Annotated in this window: 13 protein-coding genes; all 13 read left to right on the top strand. The window is 43.0% G+C overall.

Annotated features, from left to right (window positions below; genetic code table 11):
- The first annotated feature begins 3 nt into the window (after positions 1–3).
- The 13 genes from M4J38_RS04220 (at position 4) to M4J38_RS04160 (ending at position 15,184) form a co-directional block, all read left to right on the top strand.
- Positions 4–876, top strand: coding sequence for an NAD(P)-dependent oxidoreductase (locus M4J38_RS04220; RefSeq protein WP_251758282.1), 873 nt, complete (start codon positions 4–6; stop codon positions 874–876).
- Positions 873–1,838, top strand: coding sequence for an ATP-grasp domain-containing protein (locus M4J38_RS04215; protein ID WP_251758281.1), 966 nt, complete (start codon positions 873–875; stop codon positions 1,836–1,838). Before M4J38_RS04220 ends, M4J38_RS04215 begins: the two co-directional genes overlap by 4 nt.
- Position 1,839: 1 nt before the next feature.
- Complete coding sequence (locus M4J38_RS04210; protein WP_251758280.1) at positions 1,840–2,478, top strand: HAD family hydrolase; 639 nt, start codon at positions 1,840–1,842, stop codon at positions 2,476–2,478.
- Positions 2,475–3,113 carry an acetyltransferase gene (locus tag M4J38_RS04205; RefSeq protein ID WP_251758279.1) on the top strand — a complete coding sequence of 213 codons (639 nt, stop codon included), beginning with the start codon at positions 2,475–2,477 and terminating at the stop codon, positions 3,111–3,113. Before M4J38_RS04210 ends, M4J38_RS04205 begins: the two co-directional genes overlap by 4 nt.
- Positions 3,110–4,231 (top strand): dTDP-4-amino-4,6-dideoxygalactose transaminase, encoded by a 1,122-nt coding sequence (gene rffA, locus M4J38_RS04200; protein ID WP_251758278.1) that lies wholly within the window; start codon positions 3,110–3,112, stop codon positions 4,229–4,231. The genes M4J38_RS04205 and rffA overlap by 4 nt, the downstream gene beginning before the upstream one ends.
- A 2-nt stretch (positions 4,232–4,233) precedes the next feature.
- Positions 4,234–5,718: an MOP flippase family protein gene (locus M4J38_RS04195; RefSeq protein ID WP_251758277.1), complete on the top strand. Its 1,485-nt coding sequence runs from the start codon at positions 4,234–4,236 to the stop codon at positions 5,716–5,718.
- A complete protein-coding gene (locus M4J38_RS04190) occupies positions 5,678–6,802 on the top strand; it encodes a TDP-N-acetylfucosamine:lipid II N-acetylfucosaminyltransferase (RefSeq protein ID WP_251758276.1) in 1,125 nt (374 codons plus the stop codon). The genes M4J38_RS04195 and M4J38_RS04190 overlap by 41 nt, the downstream gene beginning before the upstream one ends.
- 245 nt (positions 6,803–7,047) lie before the next feature.
- Positions 7,048–7,926 (top strand): glycosyltransferase, encoded by an 879-nt coding sequence (locus tag M4J38_RS04185; protein WP_251758275.1) that lies wholly within the window; start codon positions 7,048–7,050, stop codon positions 7,924–7,926.
- 1 nt (position 7,927) lies between these two features.
- On the top strand, positions 7,928–9,115 hold the full coding sequence (locus M4J38_RS04180) for a glycosyltransferase family 4 protein (protein ID WP_251758274.1): 1,188 nt from the start codon (positions 7,928–7,930) through the stop codon (positions 9,113–9,115).
- A 41-nt stretch (positions 9,116–9,156) separates the two neighbouring features.
- Positions 9,157–10,077 (top strand): FkbM family methyltransferase, encoded by a 921-nt coding sequence (locus M4J38_RS04175; RefSeq protein ID WP_251758273.1) that lies wholly within the window; start codon positions 9,157–9,159, stop codon positions 10,075–10,077.
- Positions 10,074–11,228 (top strand): glycosyltransferase family 4 protein, encoded by a 1,155-nt coding sequence (locus M4J38_RS04170; RefSeq protein WP_308217810.1) that lies wholly within the window; start codon positions 10,074–10,076, stop codon positions 11,226–11,228. The genes M4J38_RS04175 and M4J38_RS04170 overlap by 4 nt, the downstream gene beginning before the upstream one ends.
- Positions 11,221–13,932, top strand: a complete 2,712-nt coding sequence (locus M4J38_RS04165) for a LamG domain-containing protein (RefSeq protein ID WP_251758271.1) — start codon at positions 11,221–11,223, stop codon at positions 13,930–13,932. The genes M4J38_RS04170 and M4J38_RS04165 overlap by 8 nt, the downstream gene beginning before the upstream one ends.
- 16 nt (positions 13,933–13,948) lie before the next feature.
- The gene (locus tag M4J38_RS04160) at positions 13,949–15,184 is read left to right on the top strand and encodes a hypothetical protein (protein ID WP_251758270.1); all 1,236 of its coding nucleotides are present in this window, start codon (positions 13,949–13,951) and stop codon (positions 15,182–15,184) included.
- Positions 15,185–15,215 lie beyond the last annotated feature (31 nt).

The following is a 15,215-nucleotide window of genomic DNA, read 5'->3' as shown; positions in this document are numbered from 1 at the left end:
TTAATGTATAACTCACCTCTTCATGACAATGCGCTCAAAGAAACTGTACTGATTACTGGTGCGGGAGGTTTTCTGGCGCGTAATCTTAGAGCAGCGCTCATAGAGGCGGGCTATACCAATATTCTTACCCTTGGAAGAAAGCCATTGGAAAGCACTGAAACTGATTATGGCCTGCATTTTACAGATATTAAGTTACTGAAAGCCGGTTTTGAACAGATTGATATCATCTTCCACCTCGCTTCTTTTGTACCATACGGAAGGTTTCACTTGCCTGATCCTGAATTTTACTTATCCAACATCTTGCTGACGGGCGAACTGGTAAGTCTTTACCCCGAAGCGCGCTTCGTTTTCGCCTCCAGTGTTTCCGTTTTTGGTCAGCCATTGTATTTGCCGATATCCATCAGTCATCCATTCAACAATCCGGATTATTACGGGCTTTCAAAAATAGCTGGTGAAGTAATTGTAAGAAACCACCGGAATTATGCCGTGATCAGGTTTTCTTCAATTGTAGGAAAGGGAATGAGGCCGGTCTCAATGCTGCCCAAAATGGTGCAACAGGCGAAAGGAAATGGCATTATCAATATCTGGGGCAGTGGTGAAAGGAGGCAGAATTATATTGATGTGCAGGATGCTGTGCGTTTATGTATGAGGTGTGGTACTTCAGCGATGTGCATAGCAACACTTGGAGTGGGTGCCAGGGCTTATTCGAACCTTGCTGTTGCGGAATACATAGCTTCACTAACCGGCGCGGACATTGAATTTTCCGGAGTCGACCATTCTCCTTCCTTTGAGTACGATGCTGAAAAAGAATATGAATTACTGGGCTATAGCCCAGAGATAACACTTGAACAAACCATAACATCTATGTTGGTATGAAAAATATTTTGATTACAGGAATTGGTGGTGTAGTTGGACAGGGAATTCTAAGAAACGTCCTTGATTTGGGTTTAGGGACAAAGTTGATCGGGGTAAATGTTGTTCAGGTTAGTGCGGGCAATTACATGTGTGATCGCGTGTACACGGTTCCCTATGCCTATGAAGAAAGCTATATTCAGGCCATCAAGGATATTTGTCTTAAAGAGGATATTGGTATTATTATTCCTTCAACGGATTATGAGGCTTTCTATCTGGCGGAGGCACAACACGAATTTGATTGTCCTGTTGCTGCTTCACCGGCGGTAGTTACGAAAATGTGTTTAGACAAGTTTCTTAATTTTAAGGCCTTTGAACAGTTCAATATCCCTTTTGCCGCTTCATGTTTGCCTTCTGAATATAAGGGTCAGTTTAAAGGGTGTGTGCTTAAGCCACGGGAAGGACGCGGATCCAGGAACATTTTTGTTAACCCACCTCAGCCTGCAGGGTTTGATGACACCTATGTAGTTCAGGAATACCTGGATGGCCCTGAGATTACCACTACTTTTTACACGAAGAAAGATGGCCAGCTTCATGGGTTTATCACTTTTGTCAGGGAACTGGAACAGGGAAATACCGCGAAAGCGGAAGTGACAACGATGTATGATCCTGAACTCAAGCCTTTGATCGAGAGAATGTTGCGTCATTTCCCTTTCAGGGGTTCGTGCAATATTCAATCCAGAGTAACCGATAAGGGAATCATTCCTTTTGAGATAAACTGCCGGATTTCCGGCACGAATTCCGTAAGATCACAATTCGGCTTTAAAGATGTGGCTTATACTGTTCAGGAATATCTTCTGAACGAGGTACCAGCGCAGCCTGAAGTTGTTGCCGGCACGGCGCTCAGGGTGATCCTCGATATTATCTATCCCGGTATGAAACTCTCGGACATCACGAATAAAGAAGATAAGTTTTATATCCGTTAAGATGAGCAAAGTCGTTTTTTTTGATGTGGCCAATACGCTTCTCTACAAACCTGACCTTTACCCCAGGATGGAAGAAGTATTAAGAAAGCATGGTTATAATGTTTCTCATGAGGAACTTGAGCGAAAGCACAGGTTGCTGTCAGAAGTTATTATTTTTCCGGACCAGACTTCCAGAGCCTTCTATATGCACTTTAACACGGAGTTGCTTTATCTGCTGGGGATCGTTCCCGACGAAAAAATAGTGACGGAACTGTTTGAAGCCTGCACTTACCTGCCCTGGGCAGGATTCCCGGATATTGATGCGCTGCGTGAAATCAATTTGCCCAAAGGGATATTGTCTAACTGGGACATTACGCTTCCTGAAAAACTAAAAGAACACGTAAATTCTCATTTTTCCTGGATACTTGGGTCTCAGCTTAAGGGGATTCGGAAGCCCGACCCTGCTTTCTTTAAAATCATGGTTGAGTCAGCAGGGTGTGAACCCGGGGAACTGGTATATGTGGGGGACTCTGTTCGGTTAGACATTGTTCCGGCCCTACAAATGGGTATCAGGGCCATACTCATTGATCGGCCGGGGATTTACCCCAACAGTGGTTTAACCAGAATTTCAAACATGAAACAACTGATAAACCTGATATGAAAAGACTGGCTATTATAGGATCAGGTGACCTTGGGCAGCAAATCGCTTATCATGCCAGTTCGGATAACCACTACCAGGTAGCAGGGTTTTTTGATGATTTTCAGCAAAAGGGTATCCTGAAGCATGGGTATCCGATATTGGGAGGTGTTGACGATGTTGAACAGGTTTTCAGGGAAAATGGATTTGATGTGCTGATGATAGGAATCGGATACAAACATTTTGCTGTAAGATCTGGTTTATATGACCGGTTTGCGGCATCTGTTCCATTCGGGACAATTATTCACAGCAGTTGTTATGTGGACAGGAGTTGTAAGGTGGGGACCGGCTCGGTTGTTTACCCCGGATGCACGTTGGATATGGGCGTGGAGATTGGAAACAATGTTGTGCTGAATACAGGCTGCGTTATTGCGCATGATAGTAGTATTGGCACACACTCTTTTTTATCACCAGGTGTTCGGGTAGCAGGGTTTGTTCATGTTGAAAGAGGCGTGAGTTTGGGAATAGGTACAATTTTAATTGATAATATCCGTGTTGGTGCAGGCATCAGGACAGGCGCCGGGGCAGTTGTTATCAACGATATATTAACCCCGGGTCTGTATGTAGGCGTACCCGCTAACTTTAAAAAACCAATATGATTCCATTTAACAAGCCATATTTAACTGGGTTAGAAACGCAATATATTCAGGAGGCGGTACAATCGGGCAAAATTTCAGGTGATGGAATATTCACCAAAAAATGCCACCGGTTTTTCGAGGAGCGTTATGGCTTTGGAAAGTGCCTGCTCACTACCTCTTGTACTGATGCATTGGAAATGGCGGCGATATTGATAGATATTCAGCCGGGTGATGAGGTGATTATGCCTTCCTACACTTTTGTTTCCACCGCTAATGCTTTTGCCCTCAGAGGCGCTAAGATCATTTTCGCAGATAGTGGAAGCGAAAATCCTAACATGAATGTTGCCTTACTTGAACCATTGATTTCGGACCGCACAAAAGCCATTGTGCCGGTGCATTATGCGGGCATAGCGTGCGAAATGGACGGCATTATGGATCTGGCGGATAAGTACGGTCTTTGGGTAGTGGAAGATGCGGCGCAGGCCATAGATGGTTACTATAAGGGGAAGCCTTTGGGAGGAATAGGCCACCTTGGCGCTTTCTCGTTTCATGAAACTAAAAATATTATTTCGGGCGAAGGTGGAATGCTGATTATTAATGATGAGCGTTTCAGGGAGAGAGCTGAAATTATCCGGGAAAAAGGGACTAATCGTTCGGCATTTTTCAGGGGTGAAGTGGATAAATACGGATGGGTGGATATAGGCTCCTCGTTTCTTCCTTCTGAAGTGATTTCCGCGTTTCTGTATGCACAGCTTGAACAACTGGATGCCATACAGGAAAAAAGAAAGGCTATCTGGCAAAGGTATTGGGATGGATTGTACGGGCAGTTGCCCCAGAAAGGAATAAAGTTCCCTCATTTCATTGAGGGCAGTACGAACAATGCACATATGTTTTACCTTGTGTGTTCGGACCTGGAGCAGAGAGGGCGGTTAATTGAAGCTTTGAAAAGTGCCGGAGCCTGGGCCGTTTTCCATTACCTGAGCCTGCACAAAAGTCCATATTATACTTCTAAACATACTGGTGCTGAATTACCCTGGTCTGATTTTTATTCCGACACTTTACTCAGGCTTCCTTTATTCTATGAGCTCACCGCGCAGGAACAACAGCTCATTATCGAGACTATATTAAAAGCCGCTTAAGATTGAGTGAGCATAATATAAAAACGAAGGCTGGGATCAAATGGTCTTTGATCGATCAGGTAGTACGGCAGATTGTGGTGCTTGTTATTTCGGGAATACTTTCCCGGTTACTGACCCCTTCGGAATACGGCTTGCTGGGTATGGCTACAGTTGTAATCGGATTTCTTCAGGTGATGAAGGATGCAGGATTAGGAGCCAGTATCATCCAAAGAAGGGAGATTACGGATGCGGAAGTGTCTACCATATTCTGGTTCAATGTAATGGCGGGCTTTGCGCTTGCCATTGTATTGGCTTTGGTATCACCACTGCTCGCGGTTTTTTTTGGGGAAAGCAAGTTGGTAGTGCTTACAGCTGTGCTGGCATTGAATTTTGCCCTTAGCTCATTCGGAATTGTACCCGACATATTAATACGAAAAACACTCGACTTTAAAAGTTTCTTTTTCCGGAACCTGGGAGCTGTCTTAGTCGGAGGAGTTGTTGGTATTGCACTCGCTTTTAAAGGAGCAGGAGTATGGGCTTTGGTCGCGCAAAGTTTCGTAACTACCCTCATCAATATTTTTATAGGCTTCCGGATGATTACCTGGCGACCTTCTCTTGTTTTTAGGATATCCTTACTGAAATCGCACCTGAAGTTCGCGCTGCCCTTACTTGGAGACAGTTCCATTAACTACTGGGTGAGGAACATTGATAATCTTTTGGTGGGAAGAATGCTCGGCTCCACAGCGCTGGGGCTTTACACCAGGGCATACACACTTATGTTGCTGCCGGTTCGGCAGATTTCGGGGACGCTTTCAAGAGTGATGTTCCCGTCGTTCTCTCTTATACAGGAAGATGAACAAAAGATTCGTGACCAATACCAGAAATTGGTAGCGCTGATTGCTGCAATCTGCTTTCCGCTTATGGCGTTCCTCGGTGTTTATGCGCAAGAAGTCATTTTGGTAGTGTATGGAAAGGGGTGGTTGGATGTTGTGCCCATATTCAGGGTGCTTTGTCTGCTTGGAGCGCTTCAGTCAATTGGCACGCTGTCCGGCGCTGTTTTTTCTGCAAAAGGAAAAACGTTATTAATGATGAAAGTAGGGCTGGTAGCCAAAGCCGTGATGATAGCAGGAATTGTTATTGGTCTTGTTAAAGGCGGATTGGTTGGTATGGCATGGGGATATTTATTTTCCAGCATGGCCTCATTTGTAATGGAAACTTTTTTTGTGGCAAGAGTACTTGGCGCATCGCTATGGTCCTTTTTAGGTTGTTTTAAAAAAGAAACGCTTGGCGCGCTAATATTTCTCTTTACACTTATTGGAGGAAAATATTTTTGGACGGGGGATAGTGCTTTATCGCTGATTTTAGTTTTGAAGCAACTGGCGGTATGTGTTGTAGCCTTCTTGCTTTACGTTTTAGCGCTTTCATGGTGCAGGAGTTCAGGATTAAGTATTATTCGAAACAACATATATGGCCGGAGAAAAAAGCATTCTTCACCTGATGCCGGATGACAAGTTTATCGACTATTTCATTGAACAGTCGGAAACAGTGGCGCCAGGGAAAAGTGATTATTGGATTTTATCTGCTTCAACAGACAACGCTTTAAAATATGTTAAGTATCAATCAGCAAAAAGGGTAGTTTCCACAAAAAGCAGTCTTAGGGTACTGAAAAAACAGATCAGGTCGTACAGGAAAATTGTACTGCACAGTTTTCTCATGCCTGATGTAAAAGTTTTAGTCGGACACCTTAAAAAAGAGCAGGAACTCATCTGGATGTTTTGGGGTGCGGATGGATATCGTTTTACCCATGTACGAAGAAGATGGTATCAGCCGCTAACATGGAAACAACAGCGGGCCGGGAAATTAAAGAATGTGGGCGTTCTAAGAAGGCTATACAGGGGAGGATTCGCTTTGTACAAGGCAGTTTTGGCTGAACGCGAAGCGAGGGCTATAATCCGTCGCGTTGATACTTGCGCTACCTGGGTGCAATACGATTATGAAATGTTGCGGTTTATTAATCCGCACATGAAATGGGTGTATTATTCCTACTTTACCGCGAATCAGATGGGGCTTGAGCATGTACCCGTTGTCCGAAACGATTACACTAAATTATGGCTTGGTAATTCCGCGACCGACACGAACAACCATTTTGATGCCATAGATTTTTTGTCAAAGCATTTTGAAGGAGAGGTATTTGTGCCGCTTTCTTATGGAGATGCAGCTTACGCGGAGCGTTTGCAGACATACGCCAAAGAGCGTTTGGGAGATCGGTTCGTTGCGGTAACAGCGTTTATGTCTTTAAACGAGTACCATTTGAAAATGAATTCATGCGGTATTGTATGGATGAACCATATAAGGCAACAGGCGGGAGGTAATGTCCTGGCCGCACTTTACATGGGGAAGGCTGTAATCATGAACAAGCAAAATAACCTTTACAAAACGTTGCAGGGGTGGGGGGCAAAATTGATGGAACAGGAAAGTATCCTCAATATCAAAGAACTGGCTCAACAGGAATTTGTATTAAACAGAAACATTATTACAGAAAACCTCTCAATTGAACGTAGTCTTCAGGGGATAGCTGAATTATATCAATGAAAAAATGTATTTATCTGGTAACCGAAGCGGGGTGCATGAGGCCTACTACCGGTGCTTTCCGGCATATTTCTGTGGGGGTGGAAGAGTTGACGAAGTATTTTGAGGTAAGTCTTTACAGCCCTTCCATTCCTTCAAACAATTATTCTGCAGGAAATGGGAGTAAGTCCAATGTTTCTAAAAGGAGAAAAAGTAAACTTTGGGGCGCGTTACGGGATATAAGGACGTTCATCTCAAATCATTCAAATTTGCTGAAGCTTTACCGCTATGTGAAAAAGGAAAACCCTGATTTTATTTATGAGCGCGCAGCATACCTGAACTTCAGCGGATTGATAGTTTCAAAATTGCTGCGAAAAAAGCATTTTTATGAGTTGAATGGAGCACCCCATTTTGCGATCAGGAAGTTTTATACCTCGTTCCTGAACGGTGTGGTACGTAAAATGGAGCAACTGGCTTTCAGCAAGGCGGATTTTCTTTTTATTGTGGGTTCCTGGCATAAAGTTCTTTCACTAAAAAAAGAAAACTGGATAAGTATTGAAAATGGCATTGAAGAGGAGTTTCTCTCTTACTATGCTGCAAGGCAGAAGCCCATGCCACCGCATAAGATAGAGATTGTGTTTATAGGCCACCTGATGAAAGGAAATCATAATCCTGAACTTCTGATGAATGGTTTAAATAGTCTTGAGGATAAAACAAAAATAAGGTTGAACCTTGCAGGCTCACAAATGGACGCACTTGAAGCCTTCTGCGTGGAAAAAGGAATTGAAGTGGTGAACCATGGATTTTTAAACAGGAGCCAGTTATTACCATTTCTTGAACGAATGCATGTGGGCGTAATACCTGGCGGAGAAGAATACCCATCGTTCATGAAAATTTTTGAGTATGGTGGAAGCAAATGCCTGGTGATAGCACCTGACCTTTACAACCTTAAACACTGGTTTAGCGATGCCGATGTTTTGTTTTTTAAAAAAAATGACCCGGATGATTTCCGTAAACGCCTTGAGCATGTAATGGCGGAAAAAGAACTGATCCGGGAATACGGTGACCAGATATTTGATACCATAAAAAACAATTTCACCTGGCATCATATATTTTCCCAGATTCATTCAAAAATTCTATCCGTATAAAATGACAGTGTTACGTGTGCATGAAAATCCGGGAATTAAAGGGGGGAGTGAGGTATATATAAGGGATGTAATGGCTGAACTGGAAGACCGCGGTATAAGGAATCAGTTATTAATTATTGAACGGAAGGAGTCGGGTTTCCGCTTGCATTTTCAAGGGGAAGAACAGGATTGTAATGGAGGAGAAGAACTCGTTGCCGCATTGGAGAAGATGCTTAAAGGCATTGTGGTGGATCTGGTTCATATTCACGGATTGTCTGAAAGAACAGCGGTGCGTTTTTTTCTTTCCCGGTTTAAGACGGTGAGAACAATGCACGAGCCGAGAATGGTTTGCCCGGGTTATAGTAAGTTCTGGACGGTCTCGGGAGTGCCCTGCACAAAAAAGTTCGGCTTACATTGCTTCTGGCGTGCTTATTCCGAAAAGTGTATGAGAAGCAGGAAACCTGCTAATGTGCTAGATGCATACCTGAATACGGTTTTTGAAGCCAGAGAAGCTTCCTTACAGTATGCGGCGGTGTTAACCATGTCTGAATATATTCGCAATGAAGCTATTATAGGGGGGGTGCCTGAGGAAAAAGTTATTTGTAACCCCCATTTTACGAAATTTAAACTACCTTTTATTCAGTTTAAAGGGGAGAGAAAGAACTTTTTGTTTGTTGGAAGGCTTTTGAAACATAAGGGCGTACTTGAACTTATGCAGGGTATGCTGCCTGTTCTGCAGGCTGAAAGTTCCGTTACGCTTACAATTGTTGGAGATGGCCCGCTATACCGGTATGTACAGGATTTCGTTGACCAGCATAAAGTCCGGTCTAAGGTGGAAGTGCTTAAATGGAAGCCGTCTGACGAAATCAGTGCTCTTATGAAGGAGGCTTATGCGGTCTTGTTTCCTTCAATTTATCCGGAAGCTTTCGGGTTGGTGGGTATAGAGGCCGCGATGCATTCAAAGCCTGTTATCGCATTCAATACAGGTGGGGTGTCAACATGGCTTGAGGATGGGAAAAATGGATTTCTGCTGAATGAGGTGTCTTCATCTGCACTAACAGCGGCAATAAAGAAACTGCTTGATGCCCCGGATGAATACGCGCGTTTGGCATACAACGCATGGGAAAGGGCGAATGCATATTTTACTCCGCAACGCCATGTAGATAGATTGATTGAAGTTTATGCGGGGTGCTTGTCTGCGGCGATTTAAGCACTACATATAAAAACCATCACCACCCAAAAACCCATTTCATGAAAAGAAAGCTTTCCCGCTTAATTAAAAAAATGTTGGTTTCAACAGGTTTGGATAATTATATCGCCGATCTGCATCATAAAACGCACTGGTGGCTCCTTCAAAAGCTACTGCCAGACAGAACATTCTACAATGCGGCCGATAAAAAAACAATTACAAGATATGGTGTGAATTTTGTTGTTGCACCTGCTGATTTTTCCCAATGGTTACTGTTTGTTGACCGGACGGATACCCATGTAAACGCTGCGTTAACTTGTCTAAAAGACGGTGAAAATGCGGGGGTGATTCTTGACGTAGGGGCGAACTGTGGAAATTTCTCGTTGATAATGGCTCAAACAATAAGAAATAAAGGCTGGAATAAGGAGGTGGTAGCCTTTGAACCTAATCCTATTGTATTTTCCAGATTTATGGCTAATCTGGCGCTTAACCCACAACTCACCTCTATTGTTAAGGTCGTGAATAAGGGGGTGGGGCATGAACAGTCCCAACTTGAACTTCAGTTGCCATTAAGAAACAGCGGCGCTGGTTCTCTGGTAAGGAATTATGAGCATGAACCCCATGAGAAGCATCTTGTGGATATTGTTAAATTGGATGCTTTCTTTGAAGGCAACAGCCAGCCGATTGAGTTTATAAAAATAGACGTTGAAAATTTTGAATACTTTGTTCTGCAAGGGGCAAACCAGATTATAGGGAAACATAAGCCTGCCATTTATCTCGAAATGGGAAACGGGCAATTGAATCAGAACGAAATATTCAATTTTTTTCATCAGCACGGCTACCTGCTTTACGGAGAACAAGGTTCCGGGTTTATTAAAATTGCTACTATCCAGGCTTATCAGCCGGATATTCACAGGAATATATTAGCCAGGGCCGAAGGCAGCAATGAACCGGACTCAGGCCGAACGAAAAACCAATTATGAGGATAGCCCTTTTGACGGATGGCATATATCCAAACGTTATCGGAGGAATGCAGAAACATTCCTTTTATCTGGTTAAGTACCTTGCAAAACGTGGTGTTCATGTTGAGCTGTACCATACTTCAAAGAATGCTGATAATCACATCAGGTTAGACCTTTTTTCGGAGGAGGAAGTTAAGTTTATACATCCCCATTTAATTTCATACCCGCGGGTAAAATTTCGGTTTCCAGGCCATTATATACTTGCGTCTTACTTGTACTCCAAGAGAATATGGGACGCGCTGAGCAAAAACGCAGCGGTGGATTTTGTTTACGCCAAAGGGTTATCAGGATGGGAAACCATACGGCAGAAGAAGAAGCTGAACGGAATAAAAGTTGGGCTAAAAGTGCATGGGTATGAGATGTTTCAGTATGCCCCTAATTTAAGGGTTAAGCTGCAACACTTATTGTTACGGCCTTTTTTCCGTTATGTGAACAGGCGTGCGGACCTGGTTTTTTCCTACGGCGGAAAGATTACGGATATTATTACTGAAAAGCTTAATGTGCCGGAGTGGAAGGTCGTAGAGATTCCCACGGCCATCGATAGCGATTGGATTACGAAAGAAGAAGATGCTGATGTGAATGATATCCGGAAATTCGTTTTTGTTGGCAGGTATGAACGGCGAAAGGGGATTGAAGAGTTATCGCGCGTAATAGAACGCAATAACCGGGTAGCGCCCTTCCATTTCATTTTTGTTGGGCCGGTGCCTGAACACCGAAAATTGAACCTTCCTAATGTTTCGTATGTAGGCGCAGTAACAGATACAGAGGTTTTGAAAAATGTTTTGCGAAACGCTGATGTGCTTGTTTGCCCAAGTTTTTCAGAAGGAATGCCAAATGTAATTCTTGAAGGAATGGCAAGCGCCTGCGCCATCATAGCCAGCGATGTTGGCGCCGTTGGGAAAATGGTCGACGACAGGAACGGATGGTTGTTGCAGCCGGATAAGCTGGAAGAAGACCTTGAAGCCGTTTTCAACAAAGTATTGATACTGGAAAAAGCGGAATTGAAAAAAAAGAAAGTAGCCAGTATTGAGCGTGTACAAGAAGAATTTAAATGGGAAAGAATAGCGGAAATGCTGCTGAGTAACTTGGATAAAAATCTTACCAGTGAATAGGAGAATATGGGTGATAGGATTATGGGCGTGCATTTGCAGTATAAGGACTTTACATGCACAGGCTCCAGTCAGTTATTGGACTTTTGATCGTGGTGATGGAACCAAAGATGAGGTTGGCGGTAAAATCGTCAATGTCACCAACTATAAGCCGGCTCCCATTAAAGGAGCCGCTGCAAAGGGTAATGGATGGCTTGGTTCGGGAAACGCTATCATACTCACCAATATTCTAAAAACGAATGCTCCTCTCGGGGACTTTTCAATTGAATTTTTTTTTAAGGGAGAAAGTTTTTCTTTTTCAACATTCCCATCAGTAGATTTTCGTTTCAGGTGTATTCAGGGGGCATTTATAGTTGATTACACCCCCGTGAGAAAAGGAAAGCCTGTAAAGGAACAATGGAAAATTGACTTGAATGGTTCAGGTATTGGCAGTTACAGCAACCTGGCGAATAATGAATGGCATCATATAGTACTTGTAATGAGCAAGACAGGGCAGCTGACTATATGGATTGACGGTCAGACACAACCATTGCTCAATAAGAAAATCGAGCATTATGTTCAACTTTCTGTGAATTCCCCCGATAGGTTTACGTTCAACGGAGCTCTTGACGAACTGGCGTTTTATGATAAGGTACTGGATGCACGCCTGATTGCGCAACACCATTTTGAAGTCCTGCAGGGAAAGTCATATAGCTTTGAAATAAACGGTAATACGTTGCAAAAAGCGGTTAGTAAACAACAGGATGCGGGAGAGGGTAAGCCAGACCCAATGGAATTTGCCCCGGGCTTTCCGAACTACACCATTCAGGCTTATGAACAGCTACGCTCTTTTCCCCTTCCAAGGTATAGTAAAAGCAAGCCTCTCCCCAGGAACTTTCCCTGGATGGATATCAATTATCTGTGCAGAGAATTACCGGGTGCAGGTGGCAAGGGATTTGGTAAACAAATACCCGCTAAGGCTGTGGCTATTTCCCGGGAACTTGCAGTGAATTGGAATTATTTTCTTGAAATACCATGTTTCAGAGTTGATTCAATAGCCGCAATGAACCGGTATACAACCGGCGTGGCTCAGGCATTGATAGCGCATGCAAATGAAAATGCGGCACTTCCCGTTGCCACGATTCTTTTTCACGTTCAGAATAAACCGCTTCATATTGGCCTTGCAGGCGCAAAGCCTAATGTGCTTAGCCAGACACTTCCCAATAAATACTACATCCGGAATGCTTCCGGGCAACCTGTGATTCTGTCTGGTAAAAAATGGCTTAGCCCACTCGCCCCGCAGGATTTTATCGTACAAGATGGTCTCAATGCCGCTTTCTACCTTAAACAACTTAAAAAGCATCTTAAACGTCCGTTCGGTGCCATTAATGAAAATGGAGAGTGGTTCGGGCACATGCGGCCTGCTTCACTTCTGAACAGGGATCCAGCCATTGAAGCGTTTCGCATAAAAAACGGATATACAAATGAACAGCTGAACGGATGGATGCAAAACAGGTTCGACTCTGTTTATAAAGCAACTATTTTAAGAGAAATCGGACAATCTGAAAAAGATTTAATCTTTAGTTTTTATAATGTCAGCGCTTATAATCCCAGCTATTGGCCTGATTACGCCATGCGTATTCGCACCAATAGTAGCGTGAACGGCTCACCGCGTTCCACACCCTCATTCTACCCTGCCAGACCCGATAATTGGAGAATGTCCTCCGGCCCGTTAAACGGATATGGCAGAGTGGCGGAAGGACGAAAACGCGAAATTGAATTAGGGGTGAAGTTCTTTTCTCCTTTTGTTGCTGCCGGTTGGAGTAATGAAGAAAAGAATATCCGACCTGCTCAATGGCTGGGGTTACTGAAGTCGATGGTGATGCTTGGCGCTGATTTCTTTTATACCGGCTATTTTAATGTTACAGGCAAAAATGGTAAATGGCCGGATGGCGTTGGTCCTTATGATCCCAGAGGGTATGCTTACCAGGCTGTAATGCCATCTTATGCGCAAGCGGTAGCTTCATATTTTTCCGATTTTCTGGAAAAAGGAGCGCTGGTAGGTGAAAACAGGCCATTGCCTTACAACCTGAGTGACAATTACGGGCATCTCGTAATGGTGCGGAAATTAGGAGCCAAATACCTTATTTTCGGCGCTGTTCAACCAACTTCAAACCTTAAAGGAAATGCGCCGATTGAAGATGTGGCCTCCTTTAATTTAGACAATAAGACTTACAGGATTAAAATAAGACGACAGGGAAGCATGTACCTGCTGGAAGAAAAAGAAACAGGAAATCCTGTAATATCTCAGTTAGATGAATGGCATCAATATGAGCATCCCTATTTTTGGTCGCCTGATTTGAAGATTGAAGCGGAATCTTCAGAAGAAATAACGAATGGTAAAATTGTGACGGATAGAAACGGTAAACCTGCCAATGACTTTTCAGATTTTGTCACTTTTGTGAAATGTGTGAATGGAGGCCGCATCACCTTTGAGGTTCCTGAAAAAAGGAATACAGCTTACAAATGTGTGGTCCGTATTAAAGGAAACCGGGAAGGCGCTATGCTGAAAATTTCCGCGAATGGCAAAAGCATAGAAAAAATAACAGGAGGATCTGGCTGGACAGAAATAAGTTTGTCCTTTGAAGAACTCCAAAGGCTGGCCATAAAAAAAGGAAGCGAAGTGAGCCTTTCCGGGAGTATGGATATAGATTGGGTGAAATTTTAGCAAACTAAATTCGAGTATGAGAGCGTTGTTCCTCCGTAGTGTTCCTGTATCTGATACCAAGCTCTACCTTGCTTCTTTTGCTGAAGTTATGTTGGTGCTTTCTGTTTTTACCAAGGAGATTGGCTCTTCCAGGGTTTTTGGAATAGATTTCGATTTCGTGGCTTATACATTTGCCATCGGTTACTTCGTCTATAACTTCAGGTCGCTTGTGGCTACAGCAATCGTTCCATGGAAATTGTACTTGTATTTCGTAGTCTCCTCTCTCATTTCAATAGTGTTTTTAAACCTTGGCTACGGAGGTTTTCTTAAACAGATCATCCCTATTGTTATCATATATTCCGTAAATTTTTATGTTATATGGAAATACGACTGGCATTATATTTTCAGGCTTTATGTGAAATTTGCTTTCTTTAGTGCCGTTTTTGGTATTGTACAGGTAATTCTTTCTTTTCAAGGCATCAATGTTCTGGTAAAAATACCGGGAAGGCTCGATTCCATTTCTTATGAACCTTCGCATTATGCGGCTATTCTATTGCCCGCGTTGATCTTTACCTTTTTTCACTATAAAGAATATAAGGCGTATTTTATCACGATGCTGCTCGCCCTGATACTTACTTTTAATCTTACAGGATACCTGACACTTCTATTGGTGTTGAGCATCGCCTATGTGAATATTATTTATCTCGTTATATCGGTTCCGTTATTGTATTACCTCGTTTTTCACGTGTTGGTGAATTTTAATGAAAATTTTAATACCAGAATAGTTGAAACACAGCAAGTGTTCAGCGGAAATTTGAGTGCTTTATCTAGAGATGTTGATGCGAACGGAACAACAACCTCACTTTATTCCAATCTTATGGTTGCGCAAAACAACCTCAAAAACTGGAACATTATTGGGAGCGGAGTGGGGGGGCACGAAGAAATGTACCACCGCTTTTATCAAAATTCTCCCTTTGTATACAATTGGTACTATGGACTAAATGCGCCTTCTGCCCATTCGTTAACCATACGTGTTTTTTCAGAACTGGGAATTGCAGGGCTCCTTTTTTACATTGTGTCCATCGCTAAAAGAATAATACTTCTGGATAAAGGAAAATACAGGAATATTTCGCTTGCGTGTCTTAGTCACTTTATCAGTAAGTCGTTTAAGCTGGGAGGAATAATAGATTATGGGACTCCATTTTTTGTAGCAATGCTTTGTCTTAATTTCTGGCACTACAAATCTCGAAACGCTGAGAGCCATTCATCCTAGGTTTTTAATGTACCTAACGTAAAGAGATTTT

The sequence above is a fragment of the Parasegetibacter sp. NRK P23 genome, from assembly GCF_023721715.1.
Classification (GTDB): Bacteria; Bacteroidota; Bacteroidia; order Chitinophagales; family Chitinophagaceae; genus Parasegetibacter.
The sequence above is the reverse complement of the archived record's forward strand: the minus strand, read 5'-3'. Positions and strand labels throughout refer to the sequence as shown.

Coding starts and splice junctions, on each gene's coding strand:
- M4J38_RS04190 (WP_251758276.1), top strand. CDS start 5,678: ATGGCCGGAGAAAAAAGCATTCTTCACCTGATGCCGGATGACAAGTTT.
- M4J38_RS04175 (WP_251758273.1), top strand. CDS start 9,157: ATGAAAAGAAAGCTTTCCCGCTTAATTAAAAAAATGTTGGTTTCAACA.
- M4J38_RS04205 (WP_251758279.1), top strand. CDS start 2,475: ATGAAAAGACTGGCTATTATAGGATCAGGTGACCTTGGGCAGCAAATC.
- M4J38_RS04220 (WP_251758282.1), top strand. CDS start 4: ATGTATAACTCACCTCTTCATGACAATGCGCTCAAAGAAACTGTACTG.
- M4J38_RS04170 (WP_308217810.1), top strand. CDS start 10,074: ATGAGGATAGCCCTTTTGACGGATGGCATATATCCAAACGTTATCGGA.
- rffA (WP_251758278.1), top strand. CDS start 3,110: ATGATTCCATTTAACAAGCCATATTTAACTGGGTTAGAAACGCAATAT.
- M4J38_RS04160 (WP_251758270.1), top strand. CDS start 13,949: ATGAGAGCGTTGTTCCTCCGTAGTGTTCCTGTATCTGATACCAAGCTC.
- M4J38_RS04210 (WP_251758280.1), top strand. CDS start 1,840: ATGAGCAAAGTCGTTTTTTTTGATGTGGCCAATACGCTTCTCTACAAA.
- M4J38_RS04180 (WP_251758274.1), top strand. CDS start 7,928: ATGACAGTGTTACGTGTGCATGAAAATCCGGGAATTAAAGGGGGGAGT.
- M4J38_RS04215 (WP_251758281.1), top strand. CDS start 873: ATGAAAAATATTTTGATTACAGGAATTGGTGGTGTAGTTGGACAGGGA.